This window comes from Cupriavidus sp. 01L415 (assembly GCF_056400065.1).
In genome coordinates, this window is record NZ_JBFTSP010000037.1 from 1 (window position 1) to 18,203 (window position 18,203).

The 18,203-nt window shown below is 66.0% G+C and carries 15 protein-coding genes; 8 read left to right on the plus strand and 7 right to left on the minus strand.

The features are described 5' to 3' along the window. The 3 genes from AC1DOX_RS28040 to AC1DOX_RS28050 all read left to right on the plus strand — a co-directional run. A partial coding sequence (locus AC1DOX_RS28040; protein ID WP_441624661.1) for a hypothetical protein occupies window positions 1–194 on the plus strand: 194 nt, incomplete at its 5' end. Then, entirely contained in the window at window positions 175–831 is a 657-nt protein-coding gene (locus AC1DOX_RS28045; protein WP_477114081.1) for a group II intron maturase-specific domain-containing protein, read from the plus strand. The genes AC1DOX_RS28040 and AC1DOX_RS28045, both read left to right, overlap by 20 nt. A gap of 216 nt (window positions 832–1,047) precedes the next feature. Further along, window positions 1,048–1,611, plus strand: a complete 564-nt coding sequence (locus AC1DOX_RS28050) for a malto-oligosyltrehalose synthase (RefSeq protein ID WP_441624003.1) — start codon at window positions 1,048–1,050, stop codon at window positions 1,609–1,611. Between the two features lie 23 nt (window positions 1,612–1,634). Here AC1DOX_RS28050 and AC1DOX_RS28055 read toward each other — a convergent pair whose 3' ends face one another. Further along, on the minus strand, window positions 1,635–2,123 hold the full coding sequence (locus AC1DOX_RS28055) for a hypothetical protein (RefSeq protein ID WP_441624005.1): 489 nt from the start codon (window positions 2,121–2,123) through the stop codon (window positions 1,635–1,637). Window positions 2,124–2,887: 764 nt separating this feature from the next. Here AC1DOX_RS28055 and AC1DOX_RS28060 point away from each other — a divergent pair. Then, the gene (locus AC1DOX_RS28060) at window positions 2,888–4,300 is read left to right on the plus strand and encodes a BON domain-containing protein (RefSeq protein WP_441624007.1); all 1,413 of its coding nucleotides are present in this window, start codon (window positions 2,888–2,890) and stop codon (window positions 4,298–4,300) included. Window positions 4,301–4,712: 412 nt separating this feature from the next. After that, complete coding sequence (locus tag AC1DOX_RS28065) at window positions 4,713–5,765, plus strand: type IV toxin-antitoxin system AbiEi family antitoxin (RefSeq protein ID WP_441624009.1); 1,053 nt, start codon at window positions 4,713–4,715, stop codon at window positions 5,763–5,765. A 66-nt stretch (window positions 5,766–5,831) separates the two neighbouring features. On the opposite strand, the gene hpaI is transcribed toward AC1DOX_RS28065, so the two are convergent. Next, window positions 5,832–6,638, minus strand: a complete 807-nt coding sequence (gene hpaI, locus AC1DOX_RS28070) for a 4-hydroxy-2-oxoheptanedioate aldolase (RefSeq protein WP_441624011.1) — start codon at window positions 6,636–6,638, stop codon at window positions 5,832–5,834. 165 nt (window positions 6,639–6,803) lie between these two features. After that, entirely contained in the window at window positions 6,804–9,551 is a 2,748-nt protein-coding gene (mdeB, locus tag AC1DOX_RS28075; RefSeq protein WP_441624013.1) for an alpha-ketoglutarate dehydrogenase, read from the minus strand. Between the two features lie 296 nt (window positions 9,552–9,847). Here mdeB and soxR point away from each other — a divergent pair, with 296 nt between their 5' ends. Continuing rightward, window positions 9,848–10,366 (plus strand): redox-sensitive transcriptional activator SoxR, encoded by a 519-nt coding sequence (gene soxR / locus AC1DOX_RS28080; protein ID WP_441624015.1) that lies wholly within the window; start codon window positions 9,848–9,850, stop codon window positions 10,364–10,366. On the opposite strand, the gene AC1DOX_RS28085 is transcribed toward soxR, so the two are convergent. Then, window positions 10,367–11,347 carry a tripartite tricarboxylate transporter substrate binding protein gene (locus AC1DOX_RS28085; RefSeq protein ID WP_441624017.1) on the minus strand — a complete coding sequence of 327 codons (981 nt, stop codon included), beginning with the start codon at window positions 11,345–11,347 and terminating at the stop codon, window positions 10,367–10,369. 301 nt (window positions 11,348–11,648) lie between these two features. Next, window positions 11,649–12,851 carry a phosphoglycerate dehydrogenase gene (gene serA / locus AC1DOX_RS28090; protein WP_441624037.1) on the minus strand — a complete coding sequence of 401 codons (1,203 nt, stop codon included), beginning with the start codon at window positions 12,849–12,851 and terminating at the stop codon, window positions 11,649–11,651. Between the two features lie 339 nt (window positions 12,852–13,190). Here serA and AC1DOX_RS28095 point away from each other — a divergent pair, with 339 nt between their 5' ends. Together AC1DOX_RS28095 and AC1DOX_RS28100 are read left to right on the plus strand one after the other, a co-directional pair. Further along, a complete protein-coding gene (locus tag AC1DOX_RS28095) occupies window positions 13,191–14,252 on the plus strand; it encodes an SMP-30/gluconolactonase/LRE family protein (protein WP_441624019.1) in 1,062 nt (353 codons plus the stop codon). A gap of 254 nt (window positions 14,253–14,506) precedes the next feature. Next, window positions 14,507–16,144 carry a CehA/McbA family metallohydrolase domain-containing protein gene (locus AC1DOX_RS28100; protein WP_441624021.1) on the plus strand — a complete coding sequence of 546 codons (1,638 nt, stop codon included), beginning with the start codon at window positions 14,507–14,509 and terminating at the stop codon, window positions 16,142–16,144. A gap of 24 nt (window positions 16,145–16,168) precedes the next feature. Here AC1DOX_RS28100 and AC1DOX_RS28105 read toward each other — a convergent pair whose 3' ends face one another. Continuing rightward, complete coding sequence (locus tag AC1DOX_RS28105) at window positions 16,169–16,609, minus strand: MarR family winged helix-turn-helix transcriptional regulator (RefSeq protein ID WP_441624023.1); 441 nt, start codon at window positions 16,607–16,609, stop codon at window positions 16,169–16,171. Window positions 16,610–16,632: 23 nt separating this feature from the next. Then, window positions 16,633–18,195: a DHA2 family efflux MFS transporter permease subunit gene (locus AC1DOX_RS28110; RefSeq protein ID WP_441624025.1), complete on the minus strand. Its 1,563-nt coding sequence runs from the start codon at window positions 18,193–18,195 to the stop codon at window positions 16,633–16,635. Window positions 18,196–18,203: the final 8 nt, after the last annotated feature.

Genomic DNA, 18,203 nt, shown 5'->3' on the forward strand with positions numbered 1-18,203 from the left:
TATTGGGTCTGGTCAAGCGTGTCGAAATCCACAAGGATGAGATCGTCGTTGTGTTCAGGGTTGACCCACAGCCTGGGGCTCTCGACAGCGAAAATTCGAATGATTCAGACGACGGAGTGAAAAGTATGCAACGTTGTACGCGGCGTACTGTCGCCGCTGCTGTCGAACATCCTGCTGACGGATTGGGACCGTGAACTAGAGAGGCGGGGGCTGGCGTTCTGTCGCTACGCGGATGACTGCAATATCTACGTCCGAAGCAAGGTGGCGGGACAACAGTTGTTGGCACGTATGACGGCGTTCCTCGCGGAGCGGCTGAAACTGCAAGTCAACGAGGGCAAGAGCACGTGCGGGCGCCCGTGGGCGCGCAAGTTCCTGGGCTACAGCGTGACAGCACACCGTCAGGCGAAGCTGCGTATTGCGCCGGAAAGTCTGCAAAGGCTGACGGGGCGGATCAAGGAGCTGATGCGCAAGGGGCGCGGGAGGGGCTTGACTCACACGATCGCGACGCTGAATCCGGTGTTGCGCGGGTGGATGGGCTACTTCCAGCACACACAGAGCAAAAGACCGCTGGAGGATCTGGACGGCTGGGTGAGGCGGCGGCTGCGCTGTCTGCTATGGCGGCAAGCCAAGAGTTGTACTACCCGGACTGCGCTGCTGCGTCGACAGGGGCTGGAGGAAAGACGTGCCTGGCACTCGGCCCACAATGGGCAAGGCCCATGGTGGAATGCCGGGGCGAGCCATATGCGCGCGGCCTTCCCAAAGCGCTTCTTCGACGCCATGGGGCTGATCTCGCTGCTGGACACGCAGCGACACCTGCAGTCTCGATCATGAACCGCCGTATGCGGAACCGCACGTACGGTGGTGTGAGAGGGCTGAGGGGGTGACCCCTCACCCTACTCAATGGGATACGTCTTGATGACGTCGATTCGCCCGCTTGAGGCTGGAACGCCAAATGCTTTGGTTTGTGGCGTGCAGCGAGGCCGGCCTGGCCGCAATCGCGCAATGGCGCCCTTGCGACCTGCCGGCCTGCGAGCAACGGAGGTAACGATGAATTTGACCACCGTTCTGGTCACCCTGAGCCTGGCCTCATCGGTGGCGGTCTCCTCCACGCCCATTGAAAAGCAACTGCTAGCCATCAGTCCGCGCGATTTCGCCCAGCAGTTCAACGCAGTGGCCCATGACGCGGGCTCCAAACTGACGCTTCCCGATTTCCGCATCAAACCTGGCTGGCACCGCGCCTCGACCAGCGAGGGCGTGTCCGTGCTCGTCCGCGCGGCGCACACCGGCTACGCGCTCGACGAGGTGGTGGTGGTATGCCGTGCCGTCGAGCAGTGCCTGATGACGATCTGTACGACGGCACTGGCGATCGACGCGAGCGTGGACCCCGTGCTGCTGCAACGGTTCATCGCCGCGCGCATTGCCGCGCAGCTCGGCGAGGTGGCACTGGTGATGTCGGGTCTGGTGTACCTGGTGGTATCGCCAAAGGATGACGACTACGTGGCGCTGGTGATTCGTCCGTACTTGCCACAGCAGGAACTCAGCGCCCACACGCAGGCCACATTACGGCCGGTCAGCATGCCGGTGCACGTGCGGGCCATGCCTCAGGTTTGAGCATCCCGGGCAGCCGGGGCCTCTTAGTGCAAATGTGGGCTCGCGCGGCGTGCGGGTGTGTCGTGTCCACGCGAGGGCGCGAATTCCACGATGCGTTGCTCCAACAGGCGTTGCAGCTCGGTGGCCCCACGGTAGTAGTGCGCCAGCAGCAGGCGCAAGTCCGGATCGGCTAGAGGTTCCCGCAGCAGCGCACCGTACTCCGTGGCGGCGTGTCCGGCTTGTTGCGCCGCGTAGCGCAGCAGCACAAGTTCGCCGGCGTCCGTGGGCGGGGGCGCGTGCGATAGCGCGGTATCCCGCCGCCTGGCGGTGGGCGGATACGATTCCTGATCGCTGATGGAAGCGCCCGCCCGCACGGCTAGCTCGGCGGCGGCGCAGCTTTGGATGTTGGCGCGGTGCGCCAGGACGGCGCGCACTTGCGGATCGGATGCCGCGGCGGCCGCGGCGGATAGTGACTCTGCACACAACTGGGCGTGGCGGCTAAGCCGGGCCAGTTTAGTGGTCAGTGCATCCATGACGGTCTCCGTCTTCGCGTTTCTCTACTGTAGATGACGGACCGTATCGATGACCAAAGCGCCATCGTCATCTGTCTGAAATTTTCTTCAGATCTGTCGCAAGCGGATGGGCATCGGGGATATACGCGGAAACGCGCCGCCCGCGTGCCATGTGGTTGGCATGCGGGCGACGCGCGCCACGGGCCCCAAGGGAAAGTCGGGTCCGTGGCGATACCGTTACGCGACGCAAGGCTGTTTCGGCGCCGGGTCCGGTGAGTCGCCCAGTGGGCCGGGCGGCGCTTCTCGGGCGTCGAGACCGGCGGGGCATTCCATGTCAGATTTCCATAGTGTAGTGCCGGATTTTTACGATGGAAGTGCCTTCACGATATGTGCATCCCACCCGGCCCACAGGGGGGCGATGCCTAATCGCGTGTGGGATATCGACGACTTCGCGACGACTTGGCGACGACGCGCAACCAACGCATTCGCCACGGCGCCGCGGGTGGCATATGCATGCGTCGCCCAGCGCGGGCGAGGCGTTCTTTCGTGCAGGTTTTATATGGCGATGTAAAAGGCGCACCGCCGATTTTCGCCGGGAAGACGCGCACGAGGTATGCACGAGGGATGCGCGAGCGATGGCGTGCGGCACGCAGCGCACGTGGGAAGACGGCGGGGCGCGGTATGGAATTTGCGTCCTGAGGTTGATGCATGACGTGTGCGGTGCCTGTACGCGGCGATACGCGCCAGATTCATGCGCCAGATTCACGCGCCAACCGGAGACTCTCATGAACCAGGGCAATCAGTGGGGGAGCGGGTCGGACGACCGCGCTTCCGACGGCTACGGCAGCGATCGCGATGACGATCAATACGCCGACGACCGGCGTGGCAGGGCACAGCGCGCCGGCTGGCAGAACGAAGATGGCTACCCCTCGCCGCACGCGCAGCGCCAGCAGCAGGCGGACAGCGGCGGATGGCTATCTCACCAGCAACAAGGGCACCAGCAACAAGGGCATCAGCGGCAAGGGCCTCAGCAACAAGGCGGCGGCAGTGACTGGCAGGGCCGCGCCAGCCAGCAGCAGGGCGGCGGAAATGACTGGCGGGGCTACAGCCGCGACCAGCACGGTGGGAGCCACGCGCCATCATCCGTGTCCTCGCAGAGCGGATACGGCGGGTATGAAAGCGAGCCTCGTCGATATGGTGGCGAGGGCCGCGATGCGGGACGGACGCCGGATCAGCGCTATGGCTCGCAGCGGCAGGACGAGCGCGAACGCTGGGGCGACTGGCATCAGGAGGGCGCAAGCCGGGGCAGCGAGTGGCAACAACGCGGTCGCCAGTCAGGGAGCCAGGGTGGCCAGTGGCCCGATGTCTCGCGTACGCGCGGCGCGCCCTGGGACGAGCCCACGGGCAACCGGCCGGACATGCGCACCCACTACACGGGCGCTTATGGTGTCTCCGACTATGACCCGTCGCCCGACCAGCGCTATCGCGGCGGGCAGCGGCCTGCGGCATCGGAGTGGCTGGATGAGCAGGGTGACCTGGCCATGCGTCGGCGGCAGGGTATGCGTGGCGGCACGGGCAGCCGCTGGGGCGAGAGCCGCTCGGGGACGCAGTCCGGCGGCTACGATCGCGACGCCGCCGCCTATGAGCAATTCACGGGCGCCAATGAGCGTAGCCGTCTCAATCGCGGCTTCGGCGGTGCCGGTGGCTCGGCCGCTGCACGCGCGCAACGCGTGGCGCCGAAGGGCTACCAGCGCTCGGACGAGCGCATTCGGGAAGACCTTTGTGAACGCCTGATCTACAGTGGCCGGCTCGATGTGCGCGAGGTCGAGGTCTCCGTATCGGCAGGCGCGGTGACGTTGACCGGCTCCGTGCCGGATCGCCAGCAGAAGTACCGGATCGAGGACATCGCCGAGGACGTGTTTGGCGTGAAGGACATCAACAATCAGCTCCGCGTGCAGCGCGACGGCGGCGGCCCGGGCGGCAGGCGGCCGGGTGGCTCGACCGCGTCCGGCACTGGCAGTTCGGCAGAAGGTACGTCAGGCGGCATGTCAGGTGGCAACTCGGGCGCGACTTCGGGCGCTGCCATCGGCTCGGACTTCTCGACAGGCAACGCCGGCAGCGCGACCGGGTCGTCGGCCAGCAGCTACACGAACCCACTGGAGCCTGGCAGGAGCGGCACGACACCTGGCAAGTCCTGATCCGAAAGGGACCCGCCTTGCGTCCGGCCAGGGCGCACGGCGGGGCTGAAAAGCGGATAACTCAGGCCTGGCGCCCGTCGCACGGCTCAAGTGACCAATACCGTTCCGGCGCGCAGACATCGGCCAGTTGCACCGGGCTGAAGCGCTGAAGCTGGCTTGCGTAGGCTTCCACGGCGCGGGCCTTCCGCGCGCGTTGAACATGCCGACCGGCATATGCGTTCGCATTCTGTGCGGGTCACGGCACACCACGGCAAGAACCGTCCTCGGCGGTCCCGTAGCTTGTTCAGGGTTTTGCGTTGTTCAGACAGTATGAACACCGCCAAAAGTTGAACAGCGCCGCGCTTTCGTCCATGATCGTAGCTACGTTTACCAACTCCATGACGCCAGTTCACGGCGACAAGACCACGCTGCCATGGACCAGAAGACGGTTGATTTCGACTGGGTGGAAGCCGCATTGTCGGCACTGCACCGGACGACGGGCATACCGGCGCGCATCCGGCGCGGCAGGCGCGAGGGTGCGGCTTCTCCGGTGGCGGCGGTTTCGCTGCGCCGCGGCACTGTCACGTATCGCTATGCGGTGGAATGCCGCCGCTCGGTTCGCACCGCGGCGGATCTGTCGGTGGTCCGAGCCCAGCTGGCGGCGCGCGATCCGGGCCTGCTCGTCACCACATACCTGACGCCGGCGCTCGCCGGCCAGTGCCGGGAGATGGGGCTGCAATTCATCGATACGGCCGGCAATACCTACCTGGATGCGCCCGATCTGTTCGTCTTCGTCAGCGGCCAGACGCCGCCGGACAGCGTGGTGCGGCCGACGGTGCGCATCAGCGGCAATCCCAGTTCCCAGCGCATGGTGTTTGCCTTGCTGTGTGAGCCGGCATTGCTGCAGGCCACCTACCGCGAGATCGCGCGCGTCAGCGGCATCGCGCTGGGCTCCGTCGGCGCCGTGTTCAACGGGCTTGCCGCGCGCGGGTGGCTGCTGGAGACCCGCCAGGAGGAGCGCCGCCGCCTGACGGCGCCGGACCGGTTGCTGGACGAATGGGTGACCAACTATCCGACGATCCTGCGGCATCGGCTGCAGCCGCGCCGCTTCAGCGCACCGAATCCGGAGTGGTGGCGATCCGTGGGTGTGGTGGACCTGGGCGCCAGCTGGGGCGGCGAGGTGGCGGCCGAGTCAATGGTGGGCGGCCTGCGGCCTGAATGGCAGACGCTCTACGTGTTCCCGTCGCGCATGGCGCAGGCGATGCAGGGGCTGACGCAGAAGCACAAGCTGCGACCGAACCCGGAAGGCGCCGTGGAAGTGCTGGAGGCGTTCTGGGATCCGTCGATCGACAAGTCGGCCGGCGCGGGCCTGGTCCCGCCCGTGCTGGTCTATGCGGACTTGATGGCGACGCTGAGCGCCGCGGATCTGGAGGTGGCCGCCCAATTGCGCAAGGGCATCATCAAGGACGTGCTGGATCAGTTCTAAGGCCGGGGCGCCCGGATGTGCCCCGAATCACCGGTCTGCCGCACGCACACGCCCCGGGGCACCGCTTCAGTACCCGCTGCCGCCTGCGACGGTGGCGCCCTTGCCGCCGCCGTCACGCGACGCTTTCGCCAGTTCGCGCACCGCCCGCGCATAGACCAGCACATCCACGCCGGTGGCCACGAATGTGCAGCCGAGATCGAAATACTGGCGGCCCGCCGCGGCATTCGACGTCAGCGTGCCGGCTGCCTTGCCGCTGGCGATGATCGTCTTCATTGCGCGTTCGATGGCGGCCTGCACCTCGGGGTGGCCCGGGTTGCCGCGATGGCCCATCGAGGCCGCGAGGTCCGCCGGCCCGATGAACACCCCGTCCACGCCGTCCACCGCGCAGATCGCCTCCAGGTTCTGCAGGGCCGTCACGGATTCGGCCTGCACCAGCAGGCAGACTTCATCGTTCGCCACGTCCAGGTAATCGGCGCGCGCATTCCATTGCGAGGCGCGCGCGATGGCGCTGCCCACGCCGCGGATGCCTTGCGGCGGGTAGCGCGTGGCGCTGACCATCCGCTGGGCCTGTTCGGCGGTATCGACCATCGGGATCAGCAAGGTGCGGGCGCCGATGTCGAGCAACTGCTTGATCAGCGCCACGTCGCCGGAGACGGCCCGCACCACCGGTTCGGCCGGGTAGGGTGCCACCGCCTGCAGCTGGGCGAGGATGCTGCGGACATCATTGGGTGCGTGCTCGCCGTCGATCAGCAACCAGTCGAAGCCCGCCGTGGCGGAGACCTCGGCCAGATAGGGCGTGGCCATAGAGATCCACAGGCCGACCTGCGGCTGACGTGCCGCGAGGGCGGCCTTGAAGGGATTGTTTGCGGGCATGGGCTAGGGGCCTCGGGGGGAGCGAAGCCATCACGATAGGACAAAGCCGCTGGAACGGGAAGTGGGGGAAGCGGGGGGAAGGTGCGGAATGCGGCGAGCTGCAGGAGGAGAGGCGGGCAGCGGGGCCCCGGCGACGGGCCCCGCCGATCAGATTGCCGGCTTGCGTCAGCGCGCCCAGGGCGCTTCGGCGTCGAACCGCAGGTCGTACCGGGCGAGCGCCTGCGCATGCAGATCCCGGTCGATCGCATGAAGCGCGCTCACCACGATATGGTGGCGGTCGATCTCGAAGAACTGGCGCAGTGCGCCGCGCGTGTCGCTGCGGCCGAAGCCATCGGTCCCGAGTGCCGTATAGGGGGCGTCGACGTAGGGCGCGATCAGCTGGGCGTAGGCGCGCACGTAGTCGCTGGCCGCCACGACCGGCACATCGCCGGGCAGGCAGTGGCGGACGTGGCTGTGCGCGGTGGCGTCGCCGCCGAACAGCGCCCGGCGCTCGCATTCGCGTGCATCGCGCGCCAGTTCGGGGAAGCTCGTCACGCTCCAGATCTCGGCGTGGATGTTCCAGTCGCTGGCCAGCAGCTCCGCTGCGGCGATGACCTCGCGCAGGATCGGGCCGGAGCCCAGCAGGCGGACCGCCACCGGCGCATCGTCGGGGCCGCGCGTGCCGAACTGGTACATCCCCTTGATGACGTCGGCGTGCGCGCCCTCGGGCAGCGGCGCTTGCGCGTAGTTCTCGTTGTTGACGGTCAGGTAGTAGAACTCGTCGCGCTGTTCCTCGAGCATTGCGCGCGCGCCGTGGTCGATAATGACCGCCGCCTCGCTGATGAACGCGGGATCGTAGGCGCGGCAGTTGGGCACCGTTGCCGCCACCAGCTGGCTTGAGCCGTCCTGGTGCTGCAGGCCCTCGCCGGACAGCGTCGTGCGGCCCGCCGTGGCGCCGATCAGGAAGCCCCGGGCGCGTTGGTCCGCCGCGGCCCAGATCATGTCGCCCACGCGCTGGAAGCCAAACATCGAGTAGTAGATGTAGAACGGCAGCATGGGCACGCCGTTCACGCTGTAAGACGTGGCGGCGGCCGTCCACGATGCCATCGCGCCGGCTTCCGTGATGCCTTCCTCCAGCAACTGGCCGTCGCGACTCTCCTTGTAGTACAGCATCGATCCCGAGTCTTCCGGCTCATAGAGCTGGCCCTGCGGCGAATAGATGCCGATCTGGCGAAACAGGTTGGCCATGCCGAAGGTGCGCGCCTCGTCGGCGACGATGGGCACCACGCGCGGTCCCACGGTCTTGTCCTTGATCAGGTTCGAGAACAGGCGGACCACGCCGGTTGTCGTGGACACCTCGCGGTCATCGGGCTGCAGGGCGAACGCGCCATAGTGGTCAAGCGGCGGCAGCGGCAGCACCGGCGACGCACCGGAGCGCGCCGGCAGGTATCCGCCCAGCGCGCGCCGGCGCGCATGCAGGTAGGCAATTTCCGGGCTGTCGTCGGCGGGCTTGTAGAACGCCATCGACGCCAGCGCCGCGTCGTCGATCGGCAAGGCAAAGCGCTGGCGGAACGCGCGCAGGGCGTCGATGTCGAGCTTCTTCTGCTGGTGCGCCGTCATGCGCGATTCGCCGGCATTGCCCATGCCAAACCCCTTCTTGGTCTTGGCCAGGATGACGGTGGGCCGGCCGGTATGCGAGGCCGCCGCCTGGAACGCCGCATGGAGCTTGCGCAGGTCGTGGCCGCCGCGGCGCAGGCCGTCGATCTCGGCGGGGCTCATGCCGGCGACCAGTGCCTTGAGTTCAGGGTCCTGATGGAAGAAGTGCGAAAGGTTGTAGTCGCCGTCCTTGGCGCCGAGGTTCTGGTATTCGCCATCGACCATCGCGGCAAAGCGTTTGAGCAGCGCATGTTGCGTATCGCGTGCGAACAGGGCATCCCATTCCGATCCCCAGATCACCTTGACGACGTTCCAGCCGGCGCCGGCAAACAACGATTCGAGTTCGTGGATGACCTGGCCATTGCCGCGCACCGGGCCGTCCAGGCGCTGCAGGTTGCAGTTGATGACGAAGGTCAGGTTGTCGAGCCGTTCTCGCGCGGCCAGCGACAGCGCCGCCAGCGATTCAGGCTCATCCATCTCGCCATCGCCGAACACGCCCCAGACGCGCCGGCCCGCGGTTTGCGCGAGACCACGGTCGGCCAGATAGCGCAGGAAGCGGGCCTGATAGATCGCGCTGATGGGGCCGATGCCCATCGAGCCGGTTGGGAACTGCCAGAAATCCGGCATCAGCCACGGATGCGGATACGAGCACAGGCCGTCCTTGCCGACTTCCTGCCGGTAATTGGCGAGTTGCGCCTCCGACAGGCGGCCTTCGAGGAAGGCCCGCGCATAGACACCCGGCGCCGAGTGGGGCTGGAAGTACACCAGGTCACCGTTGCGGCGGTCCATCCCCTTGCCATCGTCGGCCCGGAAGAAGTGCTGGAAGCCGACTTCGAAGATCTCCGCCGCCGACGCGTAGCTGGCCAGGTGGCCGCCCAGTTCGCCGTACGCCTTGTTGGCACGCACGACCATCGCCAGCGCGTTCCAGCGGATGATTGCGGTCAGCCGTTCCTCCATGGCGAGGTCGCCGGGGTACGGCGGCTGCGCGGCCAGCGGGATGGTGTTCTGGTATGCGGAGTAGGGGTGGGGCGCTTCCAGCCCGAGATGGCTGGCATGTTCGGTCAGACGGTTCAGCAGGAACCCGGCCCGATCCGCGCCAGCATGTTCGAACACGCCGCTCAGCGCGTCGAGCCATTCGCGGGTCTCCAGCGCGTCGCTGTCGTGGCTGGTGTGGGCGGGGTTGTCGGCGGGGTTGCCGGTGCAGGTGGCAGCGCTGGCGCTGGTGCCGTTGGTGGCGGGGGTGGCACCCGCCACGGCCTGGTGTTCCGAAAAGTCCATCTCGCGTCTCCTGTAGGGCACCGCGGCCTGTCGTCCCCCGGCGTTTTGAACGATTCTAGGCGCGGGCTGGCGGCAGAAGCTGCCGGATTCGGACGGGTCGGGATCGGCGGGCAGCAGATCGTGCTGCGCCTTGCGCGAAGCCGGGCATGCGCGAGGCCGATGCGGCCATTCCGGCAGCACGGCCGTCGCCTCAATCTCGAACAACATGCCGTCCTGCGCGGTGCACTCCAGCCGTGTTTTCCGCCGATTTTGTGCGGTACGATGGCCGCCTTCCGCATTCGCCCCCATCCGACGCCATGGCCCGCCATCCCAAAACGCCCGTTACCGATCGCCCCCTGCACTCACGCGATCCCTTGTCCGTTGGCGAAGTGGCGGCGCGCAGCGGACTGGCGGTGTCCGCGCTGCATTTCTACGAATCGAAGGGCCTGATTTCCAGCACGCGCAGCGACGGCAACCAGCGCCGCTATCCGCGCGGCGTGCTGCGCCGGCTGGCGGTGATTCGCGTGGCGCAGCGCATGGGCCTGCCACTCGCCGTGATTGCCGATGCGTTCCGGAAACTACCCGAAGGCAAGGCGCCGACGGTGGCGGACTGGCGCCGCTTGTCCGCCGCCTGGCGCGAGGACCTCGACGCCCGCATCCGCACGCTGACGATGCTGCGCGACCAGCTGGACGGCTGCATCGGGTGTGGATGCCTGTCCCTGAAGGCTTGCCCGCTGCGCAATCCGCAGGACGCGCTGGCGGGACAAGGGCCGGGCCCGCATTTCAGTGCGAGTCCGCAGCAGCCGCCCCGGCCGCCGCGGCAGGCAAGGCGCTGACTACTGGTTCTTCATGGCGTCGGCCAGGCGGGAGATGATTTCGCCTTCGCTCTTGAAGGCCTTCTGCGCATAGGCCCCGTATTGTTCCGGCCCCATGTAGTTGGTGACCATGCCGTATTGCCGTGTCACGTTGAGCAGCTTGGGGTCCTTCAGGGCATTGCGGAACGCTTCGTCGAGCCGCTTGACCACGGCAGGCTTCATCCCCGCCGGGCCGATGATGCCGAACGGCGAGTTCGACCAGACTGGGTAGCCAATTTCCTTCAGCGTTGGCGCGTTCGGAAAATCCGCTGCGCGCTTCTCCGACAGCGTGGCCAGCACGCGCATCTGCCCGCTTTGCACATACGGCAGTAGCGTGTTCGACAACACCGCCACGTCGGAGGAACCGCTCAGCAGCGCGGTGATCGCCTCGGCATCGCCCTTGTAGGGCACATGGGTCCAGTTGGATTGCGAGACCCGCGCCAGTTCGGAAATCGTCAGGTGCTGGCTGCCGTAGATGCCCGTGGTGCCGTAGCTGATGCCGCGCTTGCTGGCCCTGGCCTCGTCCACCAGTTCCTGCATGGTCTGCCATTTGGCGTCCTTCTTCACGGCCACCGCGAAGTTGTAGTCCGCGATCATGGAGACATAGGTCAGGTCCTTCAGCGGGTCATAGCGCATCTTCTGCACATGCGGCAGCCGGAAAATCACCACCGGCGCCATGCTGAGTGTGTAGCCGTCGGGTTCCGTGGTCACCATCTGCGTGGCGCCCAGCGTGCCGCTGACTCCCGGCTTGTTTTCCACGACGATCGACTGGCCCAGTTCGCGCCCGGCGGCGTCCGCCAGCGCGCGCGCCACCTGGTCGGTCACGCCGCCGGCGCCGTACGGCACGATCAGCCGGATCGGGCGCGTCGGGAAATCGTCGGCAGCCTGGACTACGGTCGGCAGGACGCCTCCCGTGGCTGCCAGGCTGGCAGCGGCGATGGCGAAGAAGCGGCGTCGTTGCATGGGGTCTCCTGGGATGTCTGCCGGGTCGAACATGTCCGGCGCATGGTGGTTGTCGCCTCAGTATGACTGCGTCGGCGGAGGCGCCCGAGCGGGGTATACGCGAGGTTTGCGCGGGGCGGGCCGCGCTATCCGCCGATTTCATCGTCTCCATGCGCGGCCTGCATGCAGCCGGCAAACGACAAGCCGAGGCGGGTTATCGAAAAGAAAAGGCCACCGGGAACACCGGTGGCCTTGGGCGCATCGCGTGGCCCCTGTCAGGGCCGAAGAATCAGGCAGCAATCAGGCGACGATCAGGCGGCAATCAGGCGGCAATCACGCGTGTGCGGATGAACGCCTCATCGCGCATCAGCGCATCGGCCCAGCCAGCGGGCGGCACCAGGCTGATATCCGTGATGGCATAGCCAATGTCGCCCTCGGTCTGCAGTTGCTGCGCCACGATATTCGCGCCGATCTGCGCCAGCGCCTGGTTGAAGTGCGACAGCGTGCCGGGGCGGTTGTAGTGGATGTTCAGGATGCGTGCGGGCGCCTCGAGCGGATTCGGCTGGATCTCCGGCAGGTTCACCGCGCCGATCGTGGCGCCTGTTTCCAGGAAGTTGACCAGTTTGGTCGCCACCTCCACGCCGATGTTTTCCTGCGCCTCTTCCGTGCTGCCGCCGACGTGCGGCGTCAGGATGACGTTGGGCTTTCCCTGCAGCGGGGAGACGAACGGGTCCGTATTGCTGCGCGGCTCTTCCGGAAAGACGTCGATGGCGGCGCCGGCCAGGTGGCCACCGTCCAGCATTTGCGCCAGCGCATTGATATCCACCACCGTACCGCGCGATGCATTGATCAGGATGCTGCCGGGGCGCATGGCGGCCAACGCCTTGCGGCCCATCAGCCCGCGCGTCTGCGGCGTGGCCGGGACGTGCAGCGTGACCACATCGGCCTGGGACAGCGCATCTTCCAGCGTGTGCACCGGCATGGCCGACCCGATCGACAGGCGAGGGCGGATGTCATAGAACACCACGCGCATGCCCATCGCTTCCGCCAGGATGCCGACCTGCGCGCCGATATTGCCGTAGCCGATCACGGCCATGGTCTTGCCACGAATCTCGAACGAGCCCTTGGCGGTCTTCTGCCACTGCCCCTGGTGCGCCGAGCGGCTTTTCTCCGGAATGCGGCGCATCAGCATGATGGTCTGGCCGATCACGAGCTCGGCCACCGAGCGCGTGTTCGAAAACGGCGCATTGAAGACCGGAATGCCCGCGTGAGCGGCGGCGCCCAGGTCCACTTGCGAGGTCCCGATACAGAAGCAACCCACCGTCAGCAGGCGGGAGGCGTTGGCGAACGATTCCGCCGTCAGCGTGGTGGCGGAGCGGATGCCGAGCAAGTCGTGATCGCGGATGGCCTGGGACAACGGCTCGCCGGCCAGGGCCTTTGGCTGGGTGGCGATGTCGATCTGGTGGCGCCCCAGCAGTTGCTGGGCGCTGGCGTGGATGTTTTCGAGGAGGATTGCGCTGGCCATGACGGTCGGGCGGTGCTGGAGAGAGTTGGAGGGGCTTCGGGCGTCCGCGAGCGTACGAGGTACGTGGAAGGAGACGCGCATGAGCACACCTTATCACTGTCCGGTATCCGTGCTTGTAGGAGGGACATAGCGCGGCGCGGCATTGACCGCCACGCCGTTACGAGGTGTCTTGGTTGGCCTTAGATGTCGTACGAGATGACGCAAAAATCACGAAAACAACCGATTTTGCGCTTGATCATCCATGTTTCATGTCATAGGATGTCTGACAAGTCGTGGGGCCATAGTCACGAAAGAATGAACCGGCTTCCCGCGACCCATACCAACAATCAGGAGACCGGCATGAACGAAGTGAACACGGGAGTCGACCCCCAGCGTCGGCTGTTACTGAAGGCTGGCGCGGCTGCCGCGACGTTGGCGGGCAGCGGGCCGGTGCTGGCGCAGGCCTTCGACTTCAAGCCCAGCCAGCGCTATCCGGACGCCGCAGTCGAGATCCTGGATCCGAGTTTTGCCAAATACCGCCTGTTCAGTTCGACGGTGGAACAAGTCGCCACCGGATTCCGCTGGGTGGAAGGCCCGGTCTGGTTTGGCGATGGCCGCTACCTGCTGTTCTCCGACATTCCCAACAACCGCATCATCCGTTACGACGAAACGTCGAACCAATGGAGCGTCTTCCGCTCGCCGGCCAATTTCACGAACGGACACTGCCGCGACAGGCAGGGCCGGCTGGTGAGTTGCGAGCACCTGACGCGCCGCGTCACGCGGACCGAATACGACGGCACGATTACCGTGCTGGCGGACCGCTATCAGGGCAAGCGATTCAATTCGCCCAACGACATCATCTGCAAATCGGACGGCTCGATCTGGTTCAGCGATCCGCCGTTCGGCATCTCTGGCGACTGGGAGGGCGACAAGGCGACGCCCGAACTGCCGCAGGCGGTCTACCGCATCGACCCGAAGGACAACACCGTCACACAGGTCATCAGCGACCTGAATGGTCCCAACGGCCTGTGCTTCTCCCCGGACGAGAAGAAGCTGTACGTGATCGAGGCCCGCGCGCAGCCCTATCGCGTGGTCTGGGCCTATGACGTGGCGGCGGACGGCAGTCTCGGTAACAAAACCCGGCTGATCGATGCCAATGGCCCCGGCGCGCTGGATGGCATGAAGTGCGACGTGGACGGCAACATCTGGGCGGGATGGGGCAGCAATGGCGCGCCCGGGGCGGACCCGGCCAAGCTGGATGGCGTGCGGGTGTTCAATCCGCAAGGCAAGGCAATCGGCCATATCCACTTGCCGGAACGCTGCCCGAACCTGTGCTTTGGCGGTGCCAAGCGCAATCGCCTGTACATGGCCAGCAGCCATTCGCTTTACGCGCTCTACGTGGAAACGCGCGGCGCGGTTTGAAGCGTTGACGCATCGGGATGGCTGGCGCGGGCAACCGCGGACCCGGTGCCAGTCATTCCATCAGATGAAACGAACATCTGAAGGTAAGAAAAGCATCACTTCCCTGTCATGAACATCGGCCACCATCGGCGCCCGAAGAAAGCCTTGCCAGTGCGGCTGGGACGCTGAGGGCACAGCCAGGCTGGCAGACCCTCAGGACCGAAGGCGCACGGTCAGATGGGTCAATAAAAACAATACATTATCAGGGAAGTTTCATGCGTCACTTTAAATCCACGATCGGCATCGCGGCGGCCTTGGCCGTCGCTTTCGGCTTCTACGGCTGCAATGGCAGCGACGAGGCGACGAGCTCGCCCGCCGCCAGCACACCCCCCAACCCGGCCACGCCCGCGGCGGAAGTCACCGGCAAGTGGACGACCGGCGATCTGCATGTCCATACGATCGAATCCGATGACGCCCAGAGCCCGCTGGCGACGGTGCTGGATCAGGCGCTGGTCAAGAACAACCTGGACTGGACGGCGCTATCCAACCACCTGCGTCCCTCCACGCGCGATCAGAATGGCGCGGCCATCGCCGGCGGCTCGCTGCCGTACTCGCAGGCCATGGCCCAGTACGAAATGCCGGCCGTCCGCCAGCTGCAGGTCAATGGCAGCTACGTGAGCAAGCTGATCTTCTCGGCCTTCGAATGGGACATGCCGACGCATGACCACATGAACGTGGGCATCTTCGGCGGCACCCCGCTGGGCACGGCCACCCGGGCCGCCAATGAGTTCGAGTACTTCTTCACCAACCGCCCGGACACCCAGTTCGACCCGGTCGACGTGGCCAATTGGAACGCCAAGGGCCCGCGCGCCTTTACCACGCACGCCGATGCGGTCAAGGCCGTGGCCTGGCTGCGCGACAACTACCCCGACACCAGCTACGCGCTGATCAACCACCCGTCGCGGAACTCCGGCAAGTACACCGCCGCCGATTACCGCGAATTCAACGATACCGCCCCGAATATCGCCTTTGGCGTGGAGGGCATGGTCGGCAACCAGATGGAGCCGGACCGCGGCGGCTACACCACCGCCTACATCAATGCGAACCTGAAGAACCGGGTCTACGGCGGCGTGGATTACGTGGTGGCTCAGGTCGGCGGCATCTGGGACGCACTGCTCGGCGATGGCCGCCGGTTCTGGAACGTGGCCGATTCCGATCACCACTTCAAGACCATCGGCGCCAACAGCAGCGGGTACTTCCCGGGCGAGTACGCCAGGACCTATGTCTGGATCGACAACAAGAACACCGGAATCAAGGGCGTGCTGGAAGGCATCCGCTCGGGCAAGATGTTCTCGGTGTTCGGGGACCTGATCAACGCACTGGATTTCAACATCGCCAGCGGCACGGGCAAGAGCGAGATGGGCGGCGAGCTGAAGGCCAGGGCTGGCGATACCGTGACGGTGACCATCCGGTTCAAGAGCCCGGACCACAACAACTATCAGTATCCGATCGACAGCGGCATCAACGTCAACGTCAGGCCGGCGGTGGACCATATCGACCTGATCGCCGGGGATGTCACGCCACGCGCGGCGGCGGGCACGCCGGGCTACAGCAAGGAAACCAACGACTCCACCAAGGTCATCGCCACATTTACCTCGGCGGACTGGAAGCTGGACAAGGATGGCTACAACACCGTGACGTATACGTACAAGGCGGCCAGGAGCCAGTATTTCCGCCTGCGCGGGACCAACCTGGGCATGAACGTGCCGGGCGAAACCCAGGACGGCAACCCGCTGCCGGACCAGAAGACCACGGTGACGGAAGACGCGGCGCGCTTCAATGCGATCAACGCGCGCAACTACAACGATCTCTGGTTCTATTCGAACCCGGTGTTCGTGACGGTGGGCAGTTGATCCCGCCCGCGGCGCCCGGGCGGATCAGTTCGCATCGAGCGCCGTGGCCGCCTTGTCCATGAGCGTCAGCAACTGCTGCAGGCCCTCCTGGCCCAGCGCGGCATGCAACTGGCCGTCCAGCCGGGCGGTCAGTTGTGCTTCGATCCCATCGCAAAGCACCCGTCCCGCATGGCTGGCCGCCAGCACCATGCTGCGGCGGTCATCGCGGGCCGGCATCGCCGTGACCAGCCCGCGTTGGCGCAAGGCGAAGATCGCGCGCGAGAGCGACCCCGCATCGTGATCCGTGGCCTGCGCCATCTCCGTCAGCGTGCTGGTCTCGCGTTCGCGCAGATGGCAGAGGATGATCCATTGCGAGATATTCAGCGCGGACTCGCGCAGGATGGCCGTTGCCCCGTGCTGCAGGTTCCGCTTCAGGCGGCCGCAGCGCAGCAAGGCCACGCTGCCCGACAAGCGTCGTGTCAACATGATTGCCTCCTTGCATGGCAGGTTTAGTGCGCGCCAGCCGCGGCCCCGGACACGGCACCCCGGATCGGCCGGGTGAACCAGATCAGCGGCACGATGGCGATGAAGATCACACCCGAGATCCAGAAGATATCGTTCAGTCCGAGCATGACGGCTTGCGTGTTCAGCGATTTCTCGAAGAAGGCCACGGCCTGAGCGGGCGTGAAATGCATCGTGGCCTGGATCGATTCCAGCGCGGCGCCATACAGCGGGCTGTTGGGTCCCGTCTGTTCCACCAGCCGGGCGTGATGCAGCACCGCGCGGTCATTCCAGCCGGTGGCAGCCAGCGAGGTCCCCACGGCGCCACAGAACACCCGGGCGAAGTTCGACAGGCCGGCAGCGGCCGGAATCTTGTCCGCCGGCAGTCCGGACAGGACGATCGCGGTCAGCGGCACGAAGAACAGCGCCATCGGGATGCCTTGGAGCAACGTCGGCAGAACCAGCGTGAACGTATCGACGCCGGTCGTGTAGTTGGACCGCATGAAGAACACAGCCGCAAAGCCGAGGAACGACAGCGTGGCCAGCACGCGCAGCTCCGCCTTGGGCATGAGCTTGCCGAGCAGCGGATTCAGCAGCACCGCGAAGACGCCGAGCGGCGCGGTCACCAGGCCGGCGTTGACGGCGGGGTAGGCCAGGTATTGCTGCATCCACTGCGGCAGCACCACCAGGTTGGCGAAGAACAACGCATACGCCACGGAGATGGCGATCGTCCCGGCCAGGAAATTGCGGCCCTTGAACAGGCGCAGGTCGATGATCGGATTCGGCTCGGTCAGCTCCCAGATCACGAAGAACAGGAAGCTGAGCAGCGCGACCACGGCCAGCGTGATGATCACGGGCGAGGCGAACCAGTCGAGGTCCTTGCCCTTGTCGAGCATGATCTGCAGTGACGCGACCCACGTGATCAGCGACGCCAGGCCCACGGTGTCGATCGACAGCTTGCGCGCGGGGGTTTCACGATCCTTGTAGATCGCCCACGTCACGGCCGCGGCAAACAGGCCGACCGGGACGTTGATGTAGAAGATCCAGGACCACGAATAGCTGTCGGTCATCCAGCCGCCGAGGGCCGGGCCGGCGATCGGGCCGACCGTGGCGGTCATTGCCCAGAGGGCCAGCGCGTGGGTACTCTTTTCCTTCGGAAAGGAACCGAGCAGGATCGCCTGCGACAGCGGGATCAGCGGACCCGCCACGGCGCCTTGCAGGATGCGGGCGGCCAGCAGCGTGGTCAGGTTGGGCGCCACGCCGCAGAGCCAGGACGACAGCACGAACAGCAGGATGGCGCCGACGAACAGCCGGATCTGGCCCACGCGCTGGGTGAGCCAGCCCGTCAGCGGAATGGCCACCGCGTTGGCGGCGGCGAACAGCGTGATGACCCAGGTGCCTTCGTCCACCGACACACCGAGGTTGCCGGAGATCGTCGGGATCGCCACATTGGCGATCGACGAGTCCAGCACGTTCATGAAAGTGGCCAGGGCCACCGCAAAGCTGCCCATCACCAGCTTTGCGCCGGTGAGCGGTGGAGGAGTGAGGGGCGTCTGGGCTTGGGTCGACATATTGCGCT